Annotated in this window: 18 protein-coding genes and 3 tRNA genes; 10 read left to right on the top strand and 11 right to left on the bottom strand. The window is 66.1% G+C overall.

Annotated features, from left to right (window positions below):
- Positions 1 to 5: 5 nt before the first annotated feature.
- Both GGC30_RS00780 and GGC30_RS00785 read right to left on the bottom strand, forming a co-directional pair.
- Positions 6 to 812, bottom strand: a complete 807-nt coding sequence (locus GGC30_RS00780) for an ABC transporter substrate-binding protein (RefSeq protein WP_153921880.1) — start codon at positions 810 to 812, stop codon at positions 6 to 8.
- Positions 809 to 1,438, bottom strand: a complete 630-nt coding sequence (locus GGC30_RS00785; protein WP_153921882.1) for a TetR/AcrR family transcriptional regulator — start codon at positions 1,436 to 1,438, stop codon at positions 809 to 811. Before GGC30_RS00785 ends, GGC30_RS00780 begins: the two co-directional genes overlap by 4 nt.
- A 204-nt stretch (positions 1,439 to 1,642) precedes the next feature.
- Here GGC30_RS00785 and GGC30_RS00790 point away from each other — a divergent pair, with 204 nt between their 5' ends.
- The 3 genes from GGC30_RS00790 to GGC30_RS00800 are packed head-to-tail and all read left to right on the top strand — an operon-like array spanning position 1,643 to position 4,683.
- Positions 1,643 to 2,959, top strand: a complete 1,317-nt coding sequence (locus GGC30_RS00790) for a glycosyltransferase family 2 protein (protein WP_153921885.1) — start codon at positions 1,643 to 1,645, stop codon at positions 2,957 to 2,959.
- Positions 2,960 to 2,977: 18 nt separating this feature from the next.
- A complete protein-coding gene (locus GGC30_RS00795; protein WP_153921889.1) occupies positions 2,978 to 3,889 on the top strand; it encodes a class I SAM-dependent methyltransferase in 912 nt (303 codons plus the stop codon).
- Positions 3,886 to 4,683 (top strand): RNA methyltransferase, encoded by a 798-nt coding sequence (locus GGC30_RS00800; protein ID WP_153921892.1) that lies wholly within the window; start codon positions 3,886 to 3,888, stop codon positions 4,681 to 4,683. Before GGC30_RS00795 ends, GGC30_RS00800 begins: the two co-directional genes overlap by 4 nt.
- Here the strand turns inward: GGC30_RS00800 and GGC30_RS00805 are convergent.
- Together GGC30_RS00805 and hrpB are read right to left on the bottom strand one after the other, a co-directional pair.
- Positions 4,680 to 5,957 carry an MFS transporter gene (locus GGC30_RS00805; protein ID WP_153921895.1) on the bottom strand — a complete coding sequence of 426 codons (1,278 nt, stop codon included), beginning with the start codon at positions 5,955 to 5,957 and terminating at the stop codon, positions 4,680 to 4,682. The two genes, GGC30_RS00800 and GGC30_RS00805, sit on opposite strands and share 4 nt — an antisense overlap.
- 56 nt (positions 5,958 to 6,013) lie before the next feature.
- Positions 6,014 to 8,440 carry an ATP-dependent helicase HrpB gene (hrpB, locus tag GGC30_RS00810; RefSeq protein WP_153921897.1) on the bottom strand — a complete coding sequence of 809 codons (2,427 nt, stop codon included), beginning with the start codon at positions 8,438 to 8,440 and terminating at the stop codon, positions 6,014 to 6,016.
- 145 nt (positions 8,441 to 8,585) lie between these two features.
- Between hrpB and GGC30_RS00815 the strand changes: the two genes are divergently transcribed.
- Entirely contained in the window at positions 8,586 to 10,160 is a 1,575-nt protein-coding gene (locus tag GGC30_RS00815; protein ID WP_153921900.1) for an amino acid permease, read from the top strand.
- A 126-nt stretch (positions 10,161 to 10,286) separates the two neighbouring features.
- Here the strand turns inward: GGC30_RS00815 and GGC30_RS00820 are convergent.
- The 4 genes from GGC30_RS00820 to GGC30_RS00835 form a co-directional block, all read right to left on the bottom strand.
- A tRNA-Leu gene (locus GGC30_RS00820) sits at positions 10,287 to 10,371 on the bottom strand.
- A gap of 49 nt (positions 10,372 to 10,420) precedes the next feature.
- Positions 10,421 to 10,783, bottom strand: a complete 363-nt coding sequence (locus tag GGC30_RS00825; RefSeq protein WP_370451809.1) for a hypothetical protein — start codon at positions 10,781 to 10,783, stop codon at positions 10,421 to 10,423.
- Between the two features lie 68 nt (positions 10,784 to 10,851).
- Entirely contained in the window at positions 10,852 to 11,367 is a 516-nt protein-coding gene (locus GGC30_RS00830; RefSeq protein WP_045810805.1) for a Dps family protein, read from the bottom strand.
- 125 nt (positions 11,368 to 11,492) lie between these two features.
- A tRNA-Gln gene (locus GGC30_RS00835) sits at positions 11,493 to 11,566 on the bottom strand.
- 201 nt (positions 11,567 to 11,767) lie between these two features.
- Here GGC30_RS00835 and GGC30_RS00840 point away from each other — a divergent pair.
- Positions 11,768 to 11,844 (top strand) — tRNA-Pro (locus GGC30_RS00840).
- Between the two features lie 60 nt (positions 11,845 to 11,904).
- Here the strand turns inward: GGC30_RS00840 and ilvC are convergent.
- A complete protein-coding gene (gene ilvC, locus GGC30_RS00845) occupies positions 11,905 to 12,939 on the bottom strand; it encodes a ketol-acid reductoisomerase (protein WP_153921903.1) in 1,035 nt (344 codons plus the stop codon).
- Here ilvC and GGC30_RS00850 point away from each other — a divergent pair.
- The 5 genes from GGC30_RS00850 (at position 12,938) to GGC30_RS00870 (ending at position 15,566) form a co-directional block, all read left to right on the top strand.
- Positions 12,938 to 13,480 carry a DUF924 family protein gene (locus tag GGC30_RS00850; RefSeq protein WP_153921906.1) on the top strand — a complete coding sequence of 181 codons (543 nt, stop codon included), beginning with the start codon at positions 12,938 to 12,940 and terminating at the stop codon, positions 13,478 to 13,480. The genes ilvC and GGC30_RS00850 overlap by 2 nt on opposite strands.
- A gap of 75 nt (positions 13,481 to 13,555) precedes the next feature.
- The gene (locus GGC30_RS00855; RefSeq protein ID WP_153921909.1) at positions 13,556 to 14,413 is read left to right on the top strand and encodes a thymidylate synthase; all 858 of its coding nucleotides are present in this window, start codon (positions 13,556 to 13,558) and stop codon (positions 14,411 to 14,413) included.
- Entirely contained in the window at positions 14,413 to 14,712 is a 300-nt protein-coding gene (locus GGC30_RS00860; protein ID WP_153921913.1) for a phosphoribosyl-ATP pyrophosphohydrolase, read from the top strand. The genes GGC30_RS00855 and GGC30_RS00860 overlap by 1 nt, the downstream gene beginning before the upstream one ends.
- A complete protein-coding gene (locus GGC30_RS00865) occupies positions 14,709 to 15,236 on the top strand; it encodes a dihydrofolate reductase (RefSeq protein ID WP_153921917.1) in 528 nt (175 codons plus the stop codon). Before GGC30_RS00860 ends, GGC30_RS00865 begins: the two co-directional genes overlap by 4 nt.
- Before the next feature lie 9 nt (positions 15,237 to 15,245).
- Positions 15,246 to 15,566, top strand: coding sequence for a YbjQ family protein (locus GGC30_RS00870; protein WP_039243695.1), 321 nt, complete (start codon positions 15,246 to 15,248; stop codon positions 15,564 to 15,566).
- A 19-nt stretch (positions 15,567 to 15,585) separates the two neighbouring features.
- Here GGC30_RS00870 and GGC30_RS00875 read toward each other — a convergent pair whose 3' ends face one another.
- Entirely contained in the window at positions 15,586 to 16,683 is a 1,098-nt protein-coding gene (locus GGC30_RS00875; RefSeq protein ID WP_153921920.1) for an NADH:flavin oxidoreductase, read from the bottom strand.
- A 76-nt stretch (positions 16,684 to 16,759) separates the two neighbouring features.
- Positions 16,760 to 17,827: an Mrp/NBP35 family ATP-binding protein gene (locus GGC30_RS00880; RefSeq protein WP_153921923.1), complete on the bottom strand. Its 1,068-nt coding sequence runs from the start codon at positions 17,825 to 17,827 to the stop codon at positions 16,760 to 16,762.
- Positions 17,828 to 17,871: the final 44 nt, after the last annotated feature.

Here is a 17,871-nt window from a genome sequence, read left to right on the forward strand (position 1 = left end):
CCCGGTCACGGTCGCCCCTCAGCCATCATCGCCACCGCATCTGCGGCGAACCACGCCGGACAGGTCAGGCTGGCCGCCGGCAACCGCGCCGCCGTCCTTCCCTCGGCCGCACGGCGCACAACCGGGTGCCGCCCAGGCCCACGCAGATCGGCCCGCAACTGATCGAAGAAGCCTAGGATGAACCGCGCCGGCGGGTTCAGCGCGATCTGCTCCACGCTGACGGCGCCGAAACCGGGGGCCGTGGTCAGATTGCGAAATCCCGCTGCGCGCATCATCGCATCCATCAGCGTGCCCGGCCCGGAGGTGAAGCCCCCCGAGGTCAGATAGACCGCCCCCGGCGCCTTCGTCGTCTGGCCGACCGGCGCCGCCCGCGCCAGCTTGGCGTCCATCCGCTGCTCCAGCCGGCGTCCCCGCTCCACTTGGCCCAGATCGCGCGCCGCCGTCCGGATGTTTTGGCGAACGCGCTCCAGATCGACGGCGTCATTGATCGTGATCACCTTGACCCCGCGCTGTTCAAGCGTCGTCAACAGCCGGGGTTCGCCGCCCCAATAGCGGACCACCACATCCGGCCTGAAACCGACCGCAGCCTCCAGAGTCGGCCGCAAACGCCGATGTCCGGCCGCCTCGCGCCGCAACCAGGCGTCGGGATCGTCGGCGCGCGGCGACAGGGCCAGTTCCGCATCCGGCGCAAGCGCCAGAACATATTGATCCGCACACTGATCAAGCGCCATGACCCGCAACGGCTCGGACTCGGCCACGCTTGGCCCAGCGATCAAAAACAGGCCCGCCAGGGCCCCAAGACTGCGCTTCATGGTCGAGGCAAACCGGCGAACAGGGCGTCCAACATCGTGTCCACCAGCACTTGACGATCCGTCCACGGAAAATACGGCTTGGTGATCATCAAAGACACAACCCCGTGCGCCGTCGCCCATATGGCTTGCGCCAGGACGCTGCGATCGCCTTTCAGGTCGCCCGCCGCCACCGCATCGGCGACCGTCGCTTCCAAGGTCGTGAACAGGCCCGCCCCCAGTTCGCGCGCCATGTCCTGGGCGCCCTCGCGCGCCTCGACCGGCCGCGTCAGATAGATCAGGCGATAGGCGTTGGGATGGGCGAAGCCGAAATCGACGTAGCCGTCGATCATCCGCCGCAACCGGCGTATGGCCGGCGTATCCTCGTCCGCCATAGCCGCATTGGCTGCGATCAAGCGTGAAAAGGCGTCGCGACAGATTTCCTGCAGGATCGCGCCCTTGTCGGGGAAATGCATGTACAGCGCCGTGGACGACAAACCGACCTCGTCCGCAATCTTGCGAATCGTCGCGCCCTCATAGCCGTGCTCGACGAAGATGCGCTCGGCCGCCGCCAGGATTTCGCCCCTCCGCGAATGGCCTTCGCCCTTGGGCTTTCGGGTCGTGCGCGAGGCGTTCGAAAGTTCAGACAAGCCGCTGCTCCGGGTGAGGCGCCTTGAATAGCGACAATCCGTCCCGGACGCCAACCGACTTGCAGAACAAGGTTGTTTCAAATAGCGATTAGCGGTTGTGGCGCTTTGGGGGCGGATGCGGTGAAGGATTGGGCGCATCCAGGGATCAGGCCCCGCCGAAACGGCGCCTCACGACGCACGCCCAGCGGTTTCCAGATCACGACCTTGATCCTTCTTACCCTGACATCCGTCGTAGCGCTGATCCGCTGGCCCGAAACCGCGATCAACGTCGCCTTAGTGTTGTTCCAGGCCGCCTTCGTGGTCTGCGCTTTGTGGAAGGCCGTCATCGGCATCGTCAGCCTGCGACGTCCCGCGCCCGTTCCGCGCCCGATCGAATGGCCGCGCTACACCATCTTGGCGGCGCTTTACGATGAGGAGGCGGTGACGCCGCAACTGATCGCCAACCTCAGCCGGATCGACTATCCGGCGCACAGGCTGGAGGCCTTCATCGTGCTGGAGGCGCATGATGAGGCCACCTTGGCCGCAGCGCAGGCGACGCCCAAGCCGCCTTGGCTGAAAATCCTGATCGCGCCGCCGGGCAGTCCCCAGACCAAGCCGCGCGCCTTGAACTACGCCCTTAGCCATGCGCGGGGCGATCTAGTCACCATCTATGACGCAGAGGACCGACCGCATCCGCAACAGCTCCGTCAGGCGGCGGCGCGCTTCGTCGCCCAGCCGCGGCTGGGTTGTCTTCAGGCGCCGCTGCGCATCCGAGGATCCGGCAGGACTGGCTCCTGGTTTCTGGATCGACAGTTCGCCTTTGAATATGCGGCCCTGTTCGAGGTTACTCTGCCGGGCATGGCGCGGCTGGGCTTGCCCTTCCCGCTGGGGGGCACCAGCAATCATATCCGCATGACGGCGCTGCGCGGCGCCGGCGGCTGGGACGCGCACAATGTCACCGAGGACGCCGACCTGGGCTTTCGCCTGTGGTCGCTCGGCTGGAAGCTCGGCGTCATCGACAGTCCGACCTGGGAGACGCCGCCGGGCGCGATGGACCGATGGCTGCCCCAGCGCACCCGGTGGCTGAAGGGTTATATGCAGACATGGGGCGTACACACGCGGCGTCCTAACGCCTTGGGCCGGCGCGGAAGCTTGTCGCTGGTCATGACCTTGGGCGCGGCGATCCTTTCAGCGGCCGCTCACGCTCCGACGCTGGCTTGGCTCGTTCTAGCCATCGCCGTCTGGGCGCTGTCGGGCGTCCTGCCGCCCCTGCCCGGTGGCTCGCTAGGCGTGCTGGCGCTGGGCGTCATAGCCGCCTGGATGAGTTGTGCGGTCGGAGCGCGACGCGCCGGGCTCGATTATCGGCTGGGCGATTTGCTAGCTGCGCCAGCCTATTGGGCGTTGCTCAGTCTGGCCTTCGTCCATGCGGTCTGGCGGCTGGCGGTCGAACCGCACGTCTGGGACAAGACCCCGCACGATCGCGACGATCAGATGCCGGAATTGACCGTCGTGGCGCTGGACGCTGGACGCGAGGCGGCCTGAGCGCCTATCAGCCCGACGATGGCGCCCGTCCTTTCCAAAACTCCCGAAACGCTCGTGACCTCCGGCTGGTCGGACTATGCCCTGCTGGACAGCGGCGACGGCAAGAAGCTGGAGCGATATGGTCGCTACACCGTCGTCCGGCCCGAGCCGCAGTGTTTCTGGTCGCCCCGCGATCCGAAAGCCTTCGACAACGCCACAGCGACGTTCGATCCGCAGCAGGAAGAGGATGACAGCGGTCGCTGGCGGTTCGATAAGCACGGCCCCATCGACGCCTTCCCGTTGAAGTGGCGCGACGTCAAGTTCACCGGGCGCTTCACCCCCTTCCGCCACCTCGCCTTCTTCCCTGAACAGGCGGCCAACTGGGAATGGCTGGACGGGCGGGTGCGGGACTTCACACGTTCGGCCGGCCGTGCTCCAAAGATCCTGAACCTGTTCGGCTATACCGGCGTCGCCAGCCTGGCTGCAGCCGCCGCGGGCGCAGAGGTCACTCACGTCGACGCCTCCAAGAAGTCGGTCGCCTACGCCCGAGAGAACGCCGAGCAGTCGGGCCTGGCCCAGCATCCGATCCGGTGGATTGTCGAGGACGCGCGCAAGTATGTCGCGCGCGAAGTTCGTCGCGGCTCGAAGTATGACGGCATAATCCTGGACCCGCCGAAATACGGGCGCGGCCCTACGGGTGAAGTCTGGCGCCTGTTCGAGGACATGCCGGGCCTGCTCAGGGACTGCGCCGCCTTGCTGTCCGACGACGCCGACTTCCTGCTGCTGAACGCCTATGCGGCGCGCGTATCCGGCCTGTCCTTGGCGCATCTGATGGTCGAGGCGACCCAGGATCGTGGCGGCCGGATCGACTGGGGCGAACTGGCCCTGTCCGAAGATGGCCCTGACGCCCGCGCCATCGGCCTGTCCTTCTTCGCGCGGTGGAGCCAATGACCGAACGCGTCATCACCTCCTTGACCAACGACACGGTCAAGGGCGTCCGCGCCCTGCATATGCGCAAGGAACGCGACCTGACCGGCACCTTCCTGGCCGAAGGTCTGAAATTCATCGGCGAGGCGCTGGACCAGGGGCGCGCGCCCCGGATGCTGCTGGTCGGCGAGGACGCCCGCCCTCATCCGTTGCTGGATCGCGCCAAGGCCGCGACGATCAAGGCCGGCGGCGACATCATCGTCGTCACCCACGCCATCCTCGAAAAGATCAGCCGCCGCGACAATCCGCAGACCGTTCTCGGCGTGTTCGAACAGGCGTATGCGGCTCTCGACAACCTAAATCCCGCCTCGGCTCCCTGCTGGGTCGCGCTGGAGCAGGTGCGCGATCCCGGCAATCTCGGCACCATCATCCGCACGGCGGACGCGGCCGGTTGCGGCGGCGTCATCCTGATCGGCGATTGCGTCGATCCCTATTCGGTTGAGGCCGTGCGCGCGACCATGGGCTCGGTCTTCGCCGTTTCGATCACCAAGACGACGCCCGAGGCTTTCCTTGCCTGGCGCAAGACTTGGCCCGGCAGCGTCGTCGGCACACGACTGGACGCCAAGGTCAGTCACCGCTCGGCCGTCATGCAACAGCCGTCGCTTATCCTGATGGGCAATGAGCAGGCAGGACTGACCGACGCCCTGGCCGCGGCCTGCGACGTCAACGTCAAGATTCCGATGCGCGGCCGCGCTGACAGCCTGAATCTGGCCATCGCCACCGGCATCATGGTCTATGCCGCGACGGATGAAGCCTAGCGCTTCTCGTCCGGCGCCACCCGGCCCATGCCCCAAAGAGCGGCGATGGTGACCAGGGCCGAAATCGCCAGATAGCCGCCGACGGCTCCCGGCCCGAACCGTTCGGCCAGCTTCAGCGCAATGTACGGCGCCAACGATGCGCCCAGGATGCCCGCCAGATTGAAGGCCATCGACGCCCCGGTATAGCGCACCGCCGTCGGGAACGGCCGCGCCATGGCCGCGCCGATGGGGCCATAGGTGCAGCCCATCAGGGCGAACCCCAGGGCAAAGAAGACCAGCAGGCCGCTGAGGCCGCCCCCGAATAGCGGCGCGAACAGAAAGCCGAACAGGCCGATCCCGACCGACGAGGCGATCAGCACCCTGACCTGCCCGTATCGATCCGCCAGCAAGGCTGTCACCGGGATGAAGGCGGCGAAGAACAGCACGCCGATCAACTGGATGGGCAGCACATCGGCCCGCGCCAGCCCCATTCCCGTCGTCGCCCAACCGAGGGCGAAGACGGTCATCAGATAGAACAGGGTGAAGGTCGTCACGCCGCTGAACGTCCCCAGCACCAGCGCCGCCTTGTGATGGGCGAACAGGGTCACGGCCGGCGCCTTGACCCGCTCGTCGCGGTCCACCGCCTTCTGAAACTCGGGCGTCTCGGTGATCTTCAGCCGCACCCACAGGCCGACGAACACCAGCACGGCGCTCGCCAAAAACGGAATGCGCCAGCCCCAGCCCTCGAACGCGGTCTCGCTCATCGTCGACGTCAGGACGATGAAGGATGTGGTGGAGAGGATGAAGCCGATGGGCGCGCCCAGTTGGGGGAACATGCCGAACCAGGCCTTCTTTCCGGGCGGCGCATTCTCTGTCGCCAGCAAAACCGCCCCGCCCCACTCGCCGCCCAGACCCAAGCCTTGGCCGAACCGGCACAGGGCCAGCAGCAAGGGCGCCAGGAGGCCGACCTGCTGGTGCGTCGGCAACAGACCGATGGCCACCGTGGACAGGCCCATGGTCATCAGGGCCACAACCAGCGTCGCCTTGCGCCCCACCCGGTCCCCGAAGTGCCCAAAGGCCAAGGCGCCTATGGGCCGCGCGAAGAAGGCGATGGAGAAGGTGGCGAACGAGGACAGCAGCGCCGTACCCGGATCCTCGCCGGGGAAGAACAGCGTCGGAAACACCAGCACGGCCGCCGTGGCGTAGATATAGAAGTCGAAGAACTCGATCGTCGTGCCGATCAGGCTGGCGAACAGCACGCGGCCGGTAGAGTTCTTCGGCAGGACGTCGGACATCTTCTTCTCCCGGTTGTTCCAGCGATGCCCGTTTCCCAGCCGCCACGTCAAGGCGATCAGGTTCCGCGCGGCTTGACCCGGTTCGTCGCTTGCGCCTCGGCGGGATTTTCCGGCCACGGGTGACGGGGATAACGGCCGCGCATCTCCGCGCGCACCGCCGCCCACGAGCCCGACCAAAAGCGCGGCAAGTCCTTGGTGACTTGCACCGGCCGTCGCGCCGGCGACAGCAGGGCCAGGGTCAACGGCACGCCGCCCACGGTCGGATGCGTCGTCACGCCGAACAGCTCCTGCACGCGAATATCCACGCGCGGCCCGCCCTCGGCGGCGTAATCGATGGCCGCCGAGCCCAGCGGCGTGACCAGACGCGGGGGCGCCAGCTCGTCCAGCCGCCGCTGTAGGTCCCAAGGGATCAGTCCGCGCAGGGCCTCGGCCAGACGACCGTCAGCTATCCCCTCCAGCGACTTGGCCCCGTCCAGCAAAGGCCACAGCCAGTCCTCACGCGCGGCCAGCAGGGCATTGTCCGACACATCAGGCCAAGCTGGGTCGCGCGCGTGTAGAAAGGCCAGCCGTGCGCGCAGTCCCGACGCCTGCTCGCCCCATTTCAGCGCGCCCAGCCCATCCGCCTCGATCTCGGCCCGAAGGGCGGCGGTCAAGGTCTTCGCATCTGGTGCGCCGACGATCTTTTCGTCCAGCACGATGGCCCCGATGCGCCGCGAGCGCCGGATCACCGACCGCCCCGACGGTTCGCGCACTAACCGGTTCTCCGTCGAGATCAGGCGCGCCAGATCGCTGTCGATCCGGTCCGCCTCCAGCGCCGCCGCCAGTCGTACCCGGTCGCGCGTGTCACCGCCGCCAAGTTCGGCGATCGCCAACCAGGGCTCACGCGCCAGATGGTCGGTCGCCTCCAGCACGGCTCCTCTCCCGCTGGCGAGAAGATATTCACCCGCCTTGCCCCGCGCCTTTGCGATCCGCTCGGGAAAGGCCTCGGCCAGCAGCAGTCCAGAATCGATCGTCCGACCCGATCCGCCGCCCGCCGCGCGCGCCCAGCGCTCCGCCAGCTTGATCGAATCGCGCGCTCTCTGCGTCCGATCGCGCTCCAGCCCGATCAGGCGATCCGCCAGATCGACGCTCGATCCGCCCAGACCCGGCTCGCTCAACACCGCCGCGATCCGTGCGCCCGTCATCGCGTCGCCGGCGTCGGACGCCACGGCCACCATATGGCCCAGCCGCGGCGACAGCGGAATCTTGGTCAGCCTAAGCCCGTGTTTCGACAGTCCGCCATCGGCATCCAGCGCCCCCAACCGTGTCAGCACCTTGCGCGCCTCCGCCATCGCCCCAGCCGGCGGCGGATCCAACAAGGCCAGCCCCTCGACCGAGCGCGCGCCCCAACGCGCCAGGTCTAGGGCCAGTCCGGTCAGGTCCGCCTCTTGGATTTCCGGCCGTTGATGCGGGACGAGCCCGCGCGTTTGTTCCTCATCCCACAGGCGGTAGCAAACGCCCGGCTCGGTGCGCCCGGCCCGGCCGCGCCTCTGTTCCGCGGAGGATCGGCTGACCTTGACCATCGCCAGCCGGCTCAGGCCGCTGGAGGGTTCGAATCGCGGCACGCGCGACAGGCCGCCGTCGATCACGACCCGCACGCCTTCGATGGTCAGACTGGTTTCCGCGACCGAGGTCGCCAGCACCAGCTTGCGCCGCCCCAAAGCCGCCGGTTCGATGGCCCGGTCCTGTTCGGCCCGGTCCAGCCCGCCATACAGGGGCACGACATCGACGTTCGGCATCCGGAGCCGCTCGTTCACCAGCCGAGCGACCCGATGGATTTCACCCTGCCCTGGCAGGAAGACCAGCACCGACCCCGTCTCCTCGCCCAGCGCTGTCAGGCAGGCGCGCGCCACAGCCTCTTCGACCCGTTCGGACGGATTGCGGCCCAGATACCGGGTCTCGACCGGCCAGGCCCGTCCCTCGGCCTCGATCACCGGCGCGCCGTCGAGCAGGCGCGAGACCCCGACCACATCCAGCGTCGCGGACATGACCAGCAGCCGCAGGTCCTCGCGCAGCAGCTTTTGCGTGTCTCTCGCCAACGCCAGCCCGAGGTCGGCGTCCAGGCTGCGTTCATGGAACTCGTCGAACAAGACTGCGCCCACGCCGTCCAGCCCCGGATCGTCCAGAATCATTCGCGTGAAGACGCCCTCGGTGATCACCTCGATGCGTGTGTTCGGGCCGATCCTGCTCTGCAGTCGGGTGCGATAGCCTACCGTCCCGCCCGGCTGCTCGCCCAGAGTCGTCGCCATCCGGTCTGCCGCCGCCCGTGCGGCCAGGCGTCGCGGTTCCAGCACCAGCACCTTGCCGTCCAGCCAGGGCTGATCCACCAGGGCCAGTGGCACGACCGTGGTCTTGCCCGCCCCCGGCGGCGCCGCCAGCACGGCCGTATTGCCCGCGCTCAGGGCGACTTTAAGCGGTTCCAGAACGGCGTGGATGGGCAGCATGCGTCGCCTCTAGCCTGCCGATGTGTGATCACGAAAGCGTCGTCGCGCCTTAACCACCCCGTCATGCGCGTTGCGCGCCGCCTCATCCGTCGCTAGCGTCCGCCCCAAGCAGCCGAGGGGCTGCATCAAAACGTGGGGGTATTTTATGTGGCGCGTTAAGTCGCTCGACGCGATCCTTGCCACGGCCGAGAAGAAGTCGCTTCACCGGTCGCTTGGTCCTATTCAACTAACGCTTCTGGGGATCGGGGCCATCATCGGCACCGGAATTTTCGTCCTGACCGCTTCGGCCGCCCAAAAGGCCGGACCGGGCATGATGATCAGCTTCGTCATCGCCGGCGCCGTCTGCGCGGTCGCAGCGCTCTGCTACTCCGAACTGGCGTCGATGGCCCCGGTTTCGGGCTCGGCCTACACCTACACCTACGCCGTCATGGGCGAACTGCTGGCCTGGACGGTCGGTTGGGCGCTGATTCTGGAATACGCCGTGGCCGCCTCGGCCGTGTCGGTCGGTTGGTCGGGGTATGTGCTGGGGCTGATAGAACAGGGGCTCGGATTCGATTTCCCCGACCTCCTATCCGCCGGGCCGACCTGGTCGATGAACGGCTTCATCCCCACGCCTGACTTCTCGGCCGGGATCGTCAACATCCCCGCCATCGTCGTGGCCCTGCTGGTGACGGCTCTGCTGATGGTCGGCACCACGGAATCGGCCCGGGTCAATGCAATCCTGGTCGCTATCAAGGTCGTCGCCCTGACGGTCTTCATCGTCATCACCCTGCCTGTCATTAAGTCGGCTAACCTGTCGCCGTTCGCTCCCAATGGCCTCTTCGGCCAATACTCGGGGATGGGCATCGTCGGCGCCGCGGCCTCGATCTTCTTCGCCTATGTCGGCTTCGACGCCGTTTCGACGGCGGCCGAAGAGACCAAGAACCCACAGCGCAACGTGCCCATCGGCCTGATCGGCTCTTTGGCCATCTGTACGGTCTTCTATCTGCTGGTCGCGCTCGGCGCCGCCGGCGCCATCGGCGCTCAGCCGGTTCTGGGCGCCGCCGGTGAAGCTGTTCAGCCGGGCTCGCCCGCCTTCGTCGCCGCCTGCGCCCTGCCTTCCAACGCCGAAATGCTGGTCTGCTCCAACGAGGCCCTGGCCCACGTTCTGCGCGTCGTCGGTCACCCCCAGATCGGCAACGCCCTGGGCACCGCCGCCCTGCTGGCGCTGCCGTCGGTCATCCTGATGATGATCTTCGGTCAGACCCGCATCTTCTTCGTGATGGCGCGCGACGGTCTGCTGCCGGAAGGCCTGACCAAGATCCACCCCAAGTGGAAGACGCCCTATATCGTGACCGCCGCCACCGGCATCGCGGTCGCCATCGCCGGCGCCCTTTTCCCGGTCGGTCAGCTGGCCGACATTTCGAACTCGGGCACCCTGTTCGCCTTCTTCATGGTGTCGATCGCGGTGCTAGTGCTGCGGGTCAAGGATCCGAACCGCCGCCGTCCGTTCCGTACGCCGCTGATCTGGGTGTTCGCGCCCCTGTCGGCGTTTGGCTGCGCCTTCCTGTTCTGGAACCTGCCGCACGACGCCAAGATGGTGCTGCCGATCTGGGGTGGCATCGGCCTGGTGATCTACTTCCTGTATGGCTACCGCAAGAGCCACCTGGGTCGCGGTCTGGTCGAGGTTCACGAAACGGACCGCGACGTTCCGCCGCCGCCCGTGCCGCCGATCGGCTAAAGCGAAACTGTGGGGCCTGTCGCACGCATGGCGGCAGGCCCTGAGATGCCAGCCTCAAGTAGCCCGCAAGGCCGATCGGCCAAGAATAAAGAAAGGCCCCGAATCGCTCCGGGGCCTTTTTTGTCTTGGTGCGGATGAGAGGACTCGAACCTCCACGCCTCTCGGCGCTGGAACCTAAATCCAGTGCGTCTACCAGTTCCGCCACATCCGCATCGGGTAGGCGGTCGCGTCTAGAGGGTGACGCCGCTCAGGGCAAGGCCTCAGCGACGCCCCGCAACCAGTTCGTTGCGAATGGAGCGTCCCAAAGGATCGCGGGCGCGCCAGGTGTCGCCGACATCGGCCTCGACCATCCGGCTGCAAAAGCGCGGCAGGATCTGACGCGGGCTGAAGCCGGACAAACAAATCTTGTCACCCTCGGCCGACCAGCGGGCCGCCACACGTCGCCCGTCCGAAAACTGCGAGGTGTAGCGTCCATCCGGCTCGAAATAGTGCCTGACCCACTGTCCATTCGGATAATGGGACACGATCGTATTGCCGAACGCCTTGGACATATCGGCTGAAGCGGGCGAGGCCGCCAGCACGCTCAAGATCGCCAAGCCGCAGATCACCGAACCCTGCTTCACACGCCCCTCCTGCGCCGTCCGTCATCGACTATCGACGATACATAAGACGGCGCAAGCGCTGCGGTTCCTCAGCCGTTTCCGCGGCGACCCGATTCGAACAGAAACCAGACGCGCTTTTCGCTCTCGTCGATCCAGTTCTCCAGCAGGCTGGCGGTCGCCACGTCGTTATGCTCGTCGCATAGGTCATGCACCTCGCGCATTCGGCCGATCAGCTCACCGTTGTCGTCGCGAAGCTCGGCCAGCATATCCAGCGGGTCGACATAGTCGGCGTCATTGTCGGCGATGCGTGATTCCTTGGCGATCTGACCGATGGAGCGCAGCGTGGTCCCGCCGATCTTGCGCGCCCGCTCGGCCATGGGATCAGTCATGGCCAGGATTTCCGCCGACTGCTCGTCCAGCATCAAATGATAGTCCCGGAAATGCGGGCCTGAGACGTGCCAGTGGAAATTCTTTGTCTTGATGTAGAGAGCGAACGTATCGGCCAGCAGGCCAGTCAGAGCGGCGGAAATGCTCTGGGTCGCCTCCTCCGACAGGCTCGTCGGCGTCTTCAGGGGCGCCAGGCGCTTTTCTTTGGCGGTGACCATCATCGTTCTCCTCAGCAGCAGTCTGCAGTCAAGCTAGGTAGCCGGGCATCCGAACGGAAGCCCTGACGCAGATGATAATGCTGGAGCTGTGAAGTGGTTCGGCGGCGCCGACCTTTGTCGGCGGATGGCTGGGGAACTAGGACTCGAACCTAGAATGACGGTACCAAAAACCGTAGTGTTACCATTACACCATTCCCCAGCAGGACCGGCGTTTCCGAAGCACTCTGTGCGGCGGAGGCGGTCAGATACGCCAAGCCGTTTTGGTATGCAACACCCTCTTTCAGGACTATTTTCGCTTACCGTGAAGATGGGTCAAAATGGGCGCTTGCGGCCCATCGAACCCATGGTTATAAGCCGCGTCCTCACTTCGGGGCGACGCCGCCAGGCCAGCCCCCACGGTCGGAGTGTGGCTCAGCCTGGTAGAGCACTGCGTTCGGGACGCAGGGGTCGGAGGTTCGAATCCTCTCACTCCGACCATCTTCTCCTCAGAAAAATCGACGATGCGACAGCGGGTCTTTGCCCGCTGCCAGAGCCGCGTCAGTCGTCGTTCGCCGCGCTCTCCATCGCCCGGCGCGCCACCGCATTCAGATGCGCTCCAACCGACTCGATGGTCCTTGAGCCCAGCGCCTTTCTGCGTGCAGTCAGATCGGGCGATCCCGCGTCGTAGTCGGCCATCAGCCGCCGCACGAACGCCCCGCTCTGAACCTCGGCCAGCACCTGATCCATCGCCTGGTGCGATTCGTCTCCGATAACCCTCGGCCCGGTCAGATAGGCGCCGTATTCCGCCGTGTTCGAAATCTTGGCGAAGGCGCCCGCGATGCCGCGTTCGTACATCAGGTCGGTCACCAGCTTGGTTTCATAGAAACATTCGAACCACGCCACTTCGGGTGGATAGCCGGCGTTGACCAGCTTCATGAAGGCCGCGTCGATCAGTTCGGCGATGCCGCCGCACAGTACGACCTGTTCGCCGAACAGGTCGCTCTCGCACTCGTCGCGCATCGTCGTTTCCAGAATGCCCTTGCGTCCGCAGCCCAGCGCCGCCGCATAGGACAGGCCCAAGGCATGCGCGTCGCCCGTCGCGTCCTGCTGCACGCCAAACAGGCAGAAGACCCCCTCCCCGGCTTCGTACAGGTCGCGGATGCGCGGCCCGATCCCCTTGGGCGAGACCAGGATGACGTCCAGATCCGCGCGCGGTTCGACCAGACCGAACCGCACCGACAGGCCGTGGGCGAAGACCAAGGCCGCGCCCGGCCGCACATTTGGCTCCAGTTCGTCGCACCACAGATCGCGGTGCGCCTCGTCTGACGTCATGACGGCGACCACGTCGGCACCCGACGCGGCCTGCGCGGCCGTCATCACCTCGAACCCGTCGGCGCGCGCCAGGTCTCGCGTCCTGGAGCCGGACTTCAGACCCACCACGATGTCGGTCACGCCCGAGTCGCGCAGGTTCAGCGCATGGGTGCGGCCCTGGCTGCCGTAACCGATCATGGCCACGCGCTTGCCGCGAATGATCGAAAGGTCGCAGTCGCGGTCGTGGAAGACAGGCAGCGGATTGGGTAGGGTCTGGGTCATGACCGCCTTCATAACCCCATCCGACGTTGTCGCCTTCTGGAAAGAGGCTGGGCCCGAAAAGTGGTTCGCCAAGGACGAGGCGTTCGACGCCGACTTCCGTAACCGAGGCCGCGCCCTGCATTGGGCCGCCGCGCGCCGCGAACGGGACGGCTGGATGGACACGGCCGAGGGCGCCTTGGCGCTGCTAATCCTGCTGGACCAATATCCCCGAAACAGTTTTCGCGGCACGGCGCATCAGTTCGCCACCGACCCGCTGGCCCTGATGTTCGCCAATCAGGCCGTGGCGCGCGACCTGCATCTTCAGGTCGAACCGGCGCTGAAGAATTTTCTGCTTCTGCCATTCGAACACTCCGAACTGATCGAGGACCAGGATCGCTACATGTCTTTGGTCGCCGGCGATCAGGAACTGGAGAAGTGGGGCAAGCTGCACCGCGACATCATCGTACGCTTCGACCGCTTCCCGCACCGCAACGCCGCCCTGGGCCGCCGCACGACGCCCGAAGAACAGACCTTCCTCGACCAAGGCGGCTTCGGGGGTTGATTCGATCCACAACGATCCGATTGTGACCACCGACGGCTCATTGGCGAACGACTGATTCGGGTGGAAGCTGACGTCATGAACGCTCAGGTCGCCATCGCTGAACTTCAGGCTCGCATCGCCGGGGCGCCTGCCGATCATCCAGAGCGGCAGTATCTGAACCTGCTGCGCGACATTCTGGACAATGGCGTGCGTCGCGACGATCGCACCGGCACCGGAACGCTTGGCGTTTTCGGTCGTCAGATGCGGTTCGATCTGTCCAAGGGCTTTCCGGTCCTGACGACCAAGAAGCTGCATCTGCGGTCGATCATCATCGAACTGCTCTGGTTCCTGCGTGGCGAGACCAATATCGCCTATCTGAAGGACAATGGCGTCCGCATCTGGGACGAATGGGCCGACGCCGAGGGCGAGTTGGGTCCGGTCTACGGCAAGCAATGGCGGTCCTGGACTGCGCCCGACGGGCGCGTCATCGACCAGATCGAGAAGCTGGTTCATGGGCTGGAGACCAATCCCAACAGCCGTCGCCACATCGTCACCGCCTGGAACCCGGCCGATGTCGACGACATGGCCTTGCCGCCCTGCCACTGCCTGTTCCAGTTCTTCGTCGCCGACGGAAAACTGAGCTGCCAGCTGTATCAGCGCAGCGCTGACGTCTTCCTGGGCGTGCCGTTCAACATCGCCTCCTACGCGCTGCTGACGATGATGCTGGCCCAGGTCGTGGGGCTGGAGCCGGGCGACTTCGTCCACACCTTTGGCGACGCCCACCTTTATCTGAACCACCTCGAACAGGCTGAGCTTCAGCTAACCCGCGAGCCCCTGCCTCTGCCTGTAATGCAGATCGCGCCCAAGACCGACCTGTTCGCCTTCGACCTCTCGGACTTCACGCTTGAGGGTTACGAGGCTTGGCCGCACATCAAGGCAGCCGTTGCCGTCTGATGGACCTCAAGGACTTGCAGGCCGACGTCCTGCGCATCTCCGACATCTACGCCGCCGAACACGACATCGACCGTGACCGCGACTGGGCGCTGCTGAAGCTTCAGGAAGAGCTGGGCGAACTGACCGCCGAGCACCTGCGTCTGACGGGCCGCGCGCGAGGCGCGCCTGACAGCCAGGCGCTGGGTGACGAGGCGGCGGACGTGCTGGGGATGCTGCTGATCTACTGCGCGCGGGCAGGCATCAACCTAGATCAGGCCATGCAGCGCAAATGGCTGAAGTGGCTGGAGCCGAAAGCATGACCGTTCCTCTGATCGCCCTGGTCGTCGCGCGTGGACGCAACGGCGTCATCGGCCGAAACGGCGACTTGCCCTGGCGGCTGCGTAGCGATCTGCAGCGCTTCAAGGCCATCACTGTGGGCAAGCCCTGCCTGATGGGCCGCAAGACATGGGAGAGCCTGCCGCTCAAGCCCTTGCCCGGTCGGCTGAACATCGTGCTGACGCGTGACGAATCCTACGAAACCGACGGCATGTCCAAAGGCGCGCTGGTCTGCGCCACTCTGGACGAGGCCATCGAGATCGGGCGCGAGACAGCTGAGGACGATGGCGTCGATGAGATCTGCCTAATCGGCGGCACCGCCCTGTTCGAGGCGTCCCTGCCCCGCGCCAGGCGCCTGTACATCACCGAGGTTGAGGCCTCGCCCGAAGGCGACGCCGTCTTTCCGTCATTCGACGAAACCGCCTGGGTCGAGGTATCGTCAGAATCGCATCCGGCGGGCGAGAAGGACGATCACGCCTTCATCTTCCGCGTGCTGGAACGCCGCTAGGAGAAACAAATGTACGTCACCACGACCAACGACCTGCCCGGCTTTCGCGTCACTCGCCACATCGGCCTGGTGCGCGGTGTCACGGTGCGCTCTCGCAACGCCATCTCCGACGCCATCGGCGGGGTCCAGTCCATGCTGGGCGGCCGCGTCGGCGCCTATGTGAAGCTGGCTGAGGCCGGGCGTCAGGAAGCCTATGACGAACTAGTCAAACACGCCCAGGCCCACGGCGCCAACGCCATCCTGGCCGTCCGCTACGACGCGACGGAGATCATGCCGGGCGTGACCGAGGTCCTATGCTACGGCACGGGCGTGATCGTCGAGCCGGCATAACCGGCTCGATGTCTCACGATCAGGACAAGGTCATCAGGTCCGAACGCTCGAAGTTGCGCAGCTCGTCTTCGCGACCGTCGCGGATCTTGGCGACCCACTGAGGATCGGCCAGCAGCGCGCGGCCGACGGCGACTAGGTCGAACTCCTCGTTCTCCAAACGGCGCAGGAGACCGTCCAGCGAGGCGGGCTTTGAACCTTCGCCGCCGAAGGCCGCGATGAACTCGCCGTCCAGGCCCACGGACCCGACGGTGATCGTGGGTTTGCCCATCAACTTCTTGGTCCAGCCGGCGAAATTCAGGTCCGAGCCTTCGAACTCCGGCTCCCAGAAGCGGCGCTGCGAGCAGTGGAAGACGTCGACGCCGGCGTCCGACAGCGGGGTCAGCCACTCGACCATCTGTTCCGGCGTCTCGGCGATGCGGGCCGTGTAATCCTGCAGCTTCCACTGCGACAGGCGCAGAATGACGGGGATGTCGTCGCCGACGCCTTCACGCACCGCCTTCACGACCTCGGCGCCGAATCGGGCGCGGTCGGCGATGGTCGGTCCGCCCCAGCGGTCCTCGCGCGCATTTAGGCCGCCCCAGAAGAACTGGTCGATCAAATAGCCATGGGCGCCGTGGATTTCGACGGCGTCGAAGCCGAGGTCTCGAGCCGCGCGGGCCGACCGGCCGAAAGCGGCGATCGTGTCGGCGACATCTTCCTCCGTCATCGGCTCCAGCTTGGTCTTGCCCGGCATGGTCATGCCCGACGGGCTGTCGACCTTGCCCAGCGGCGCCCAGTCGTCGCCGCGTCCCCTCGCCGAGCCCACGTGCCAGATCTGCGGCGCGATCAGACCGCCGGCGGCATGAACCTCTTCCACCACGGACTTCCATTCCGGCAGCGCTTCGCCGTGGAAGACCGGAACGTTGGCGTCGTTGCGCGCCGCCGGACGCTCGACGACCGTCCCTTCGGTCACGATCAGTCCCACCCCGCCCTCGGCGCGGCGGCGGTAATAGGCAGCGACGTCGGAGGTCGGGATGCCATTCGGCGAGAAGGACCGCGTCATGGGCGCCATGACGATGCGGTTTGGCAGGGTCAGCCCCTTGATCGTGAAGGGGCTGAACAGGGCGTCGAGGCTCATCGGAACTCCTTGGATATCTGTAGCATCCAAGGTGGCGAACAGGGTTGCGTTTGAAAACCCCCTGCCTCGGCTTTTTCTAAATCCCGAGCGCCGCAGAGACGTGCGCGGCTATTTCGGCGAAACTGGCGGCGATATTGCCCTGAGGATCGGTTACGACAAGCGGTCGTCCGGCATCGCCGCCCTCTCGTAAGGCGGCGTCCAGCGGCAAGGCGCCCAAGAAGGGGATGGATAGGCGCTCGGCCTCGGCCTTCCCCCCGCCTTCACCGAAGACTGGCCCACTCATGTTCTCGATCAGGCCAAAAATTGGGACATTGACGCGTTGGAATAAGGTGTGGGCGCGCCGCGCATCGGCCAGAGCGACTTCCTGCGGCGTCGAAACGATCACCGCCCCATCCAGCGGCGTCTTCTGGATCAGGGTCAGCTGGACGTCGCCCGTGCCCGGCGGCAGATCGACCACCAACACGTCCAGCGGCGCATCAGACGTCCCCCAACGCGTCTGGGTCAGCATCTGCGTGATGGCCTGCGACGCCATCGGTCCGCGCCAGATCATGGCGTCGTCCATCTTGGTCAGCAGGCCGACCGACATGGCCTTCAGCCCGTGAGCGACGTGCGGCACGATGGCGCCGTCCTCGTAGGCGGGCTGACCGCTGATGCCCAGCATGGTCGGCAGCGACGGCCCATACACGTCGGCGTCAAGAATGCCGACCGAAAGCTCGCGCGCCGAAAGCGCAGCGGCCAAGTTTACGGCGACGGTGGACTTGCCCACCCCGCCCTTGCCGCTGGCAACGGCCAGGACACGGCGGACATGGGCCGGACGATCGGTCGGGACCGTAGCCTTGGCGCGGCCCTGATCGACCGCCGCCTTTGACAGGCTCGCCGTGCGCGGCGCAGCAACCGGCTTGGTCTCGGCGGTTAGAATGACCGAAACGCGCGCCATGCCGGGAATGGCCTTCAGCACAGCCTCCGCCGCGTCACGGACCGGGGCGTAGGCGGCGGCCTGGCTGCGATCGACTTCCATGGCAAACCCCGCGCGATCCTCGGCCACGACCAGACCCTGAACCAGACCGGCGGCGACCAACCCCTGGCCGGAAACCGGATCGATGACGGCGTCGAGGGCGGCGATGACGGCGGTGCGTTCGACCAAGGCGGTCTCCAGAAGACTTGCAGGCGATGATGCGCGCGTTCTAT

Origin of the sequence: Brevundimonas sp. SPF441 (assembly GCF_009661015.1) — a bacterium.
Lineage (GTDB): Bacteria > Pseudomonadota > Alphaproteobacteria > Caulobacterales > Caulobacteraceae > Brevundimonas > Brevundimonas vesicularis.

Bases quoted from the DNA above. Each gene is read 5' to 3' on its own strand.
- GGC30_RS00780 (WP_153921880.1), bottom strand. From the start codon at position 812: ATGAAGCGCAGTCTTGGGGCCCTGGCGGGCCTGTTTTTGATCGCTGGG.
- GGC30_RS00795 (WP_153921889.1), top strand. From the start codon at position 2,978: ATGGCGCCCGTCCTTTCCAAAACTCCCGAAACGCTCGTGACCTCCGGC.
- GGC30_RS00800 (WP_153921892.1), top strand. From the start codon at position 3,886: ATGACCGAACGCGTCATCACCTCCTTGACCAACGACACGGTCAAGGGC.
- GGC30_RS00805 (WP_153921895.1), bottom strand. From the start codon at position 5,957: ATGTCCGACGTCCTGCCGAAGAACTCTACCGGCCGCGTGCTGTTCGCC.
- hrpB (WP_153921897.1), bottom strand. From the start codon at position 8,440: ATGCTGCCCATCCACGCCGTTCTGGAACCGCTTAAAGTCGCCCTGAGC.
- GGC30_RS00815 (WP_153921900.1), top strand. From the start codon at position 8,586: ATGTGGCGCGTTAAGTCGCTCGACGCGATCCTTGCCACGGCCGAGAAG.
- GGC30_RS00830 (WP_045810805.1), bottom strand. From the start codon at position 11,367: ATGGTCACCGCCAAAGAAAAGCGCCTGGCGCCCCTGAAGACGCCGACG.
- GGC30_RS00850 (WP_153921906.1), top strand. From the start codon at position 12,938: ATGACCGCCTTCATAACCCCATCCGACGTTGTCGCCTTCTGGAAAGAG.
- ilvC (WP_153921903.1), bottom strand. From the start codon at position 12,939: ATGACCCAGACCCTACCCAATCCGCTGCCTGTCTTCCACGACCGCGAC.
- GGC30_RS00855 (WP_153921909.1), top strand. From the start codon at position 13,556: ATGAACGCTCAGGTCGCCATCGCTGAACTTCAGGCTCGCATCGCCGGG.
- GGC30_RS00860 (WP_153921913.1), top strand. From the start codon at position 14,413: ATGGACCTCAAGGACTTGCAGGCCGACGTCCTGCGCATCTCCGACATC.
- GGC30_RS00865 (WP_153921917.1), top strand. From the start codon at position 14,709: ATGACCGTTCCTCTGATCGCCCTGGTCGTCGCGCGTGGACGCAACGGC.
- GGC30_RS00870 (WP_039243695.1), top strand. From the start codon at position 15,246: ATGTACGTCACCACGACCAACGACCTGCCCGGCTTTCGCGTCACTCGC.
- GGC30_RS00875 (WP_153921920.1), bottom strand. From the start codon at position 16,683: ATGAGCCTCGACGCCCTGTTCAGCCCCTTCACGATCAAGGGGCTGACC.